The sequence below is a fragment of the Dysosmobacter segnis genome, assembly GCF_014297285.1.
Classification (GTDB): Bacteria; Bacillota; Clostridia; order Oscillospirales; family Oscillospiraceae; genus Oscillibacter; species Oscillibacter segnis.
This window is the reverse complement of record NZ_JACOQI010000094.1, coordinates 1-1,100: the sequence shown is the minus strand read 5'-3', so window position 1 is coordinate 1,100 and position 1,100 is coordinate 1. Positions and strand designations below refer to the sequence as shown.

General features: G+C 60.5%; 1 protein-coding gene. It reads left to right on the top strand.

What is annotated here, in order from left to right; all coding sequences use genetic code 11:
- Positions 1-66: 66 nt before the first annotated feature.
- A partial coding sequence (acrA, locus tag H8Z83_RS19180) for an acryloyl-CoA reductase electron transfer subunit beta (RefSeq protein ID WP_187016489.1) occupies positions 67-1,100 on the top strand: 1,034 nt, incomplete at its 3' end.

The following is a 1,100-nucleotide window of genomic DNA, read 5'->3' as shown; positions in this document are numbered from 1 at the left end:
ACCTGCGAGAAGCTGGCCGGTATTCTGGCCGCTAAGCACATCATCTAAGAAAGGGGATAGAAAATCATGTCTAATTTCAATAGTGCTGATATCGCTGCTTTCAAGGATGTATGGGTGTTCTGCGAGCAGCGCGAGGGCAAGCTGATGCCCACCGATTTCGAGCTGATCTCCAAGGGCCGCGACCTGGCCAACGAGCTGGGCGTGAACCTGTGCGGTCTGCTGCTGGGCGGCGAGGGCATTGAGTCCGCCGCTAAGGAGCTGGGCGGCTACGGTGCCGACAAGGTCATTGTCTGCGAGAGCCCCCTGCTGGCCACCTACACCACCGACGGCTATGCCAAGGTCATCTGCGACGTGATCGAGGACCTGAAGCCCGAGGCTTTCCTGATCGGCGCCACCAACATCGGCCGTGACCTGGGCCCCCGCTGCGCAGCCCGTCTGCACACCGGCCTGTGCGCTGACTGCACCCACCTGGACGTGGATGTGCCCAACTACATCCAGTTCCTGCGTGAGTCCTCCACTCTGGACGTTGACTCCATGAAGTGGGATATGGAGGACCGTAACCTGAAGATGACCCGTCCTGCTTTCGGCGGTCACCTGATGGCTACCATCATCTGCCCCCGTTTCCGTCCCTGCATGGCTACCGTCCGTCCCGGCGTTATGAAGAAGAACGCCTTTGACGAGGCCAAGGCCAACGCTGTGGAGATCGTGAAGCCCAACTTCACTCTGACTGCTGAGGACATCCACACCGACGTTACCGAGGTGGTGAAGGCCGCTAAGAAGCTGGTGGACCTGATCGGCGCTGACTTCATCGTGTCTGTGGGCCGCGGCATCAGCAAGGACGTCGAGGGCGGCATCAAGCTGGCTGAGGAGCTGGCTGAGGTCCTGGGCGGCGTTGTTGGCGGCTCTCGTGCCACCATCGACTCCGGCTGGCTGTCTGCCGACCATCAGGTTGGTCAGACCGGCAAGACCGTGCATCCCAAGGTGTACGTTGCTCTGGGTATCTCCGGCGCCATCCAGCACAAGGCTGGCATGCAGGATTCCGAGTGCATCATCGCCGTCAACAAGAACGACACCGCTCCCATCTTCGAGATCGCTGACTA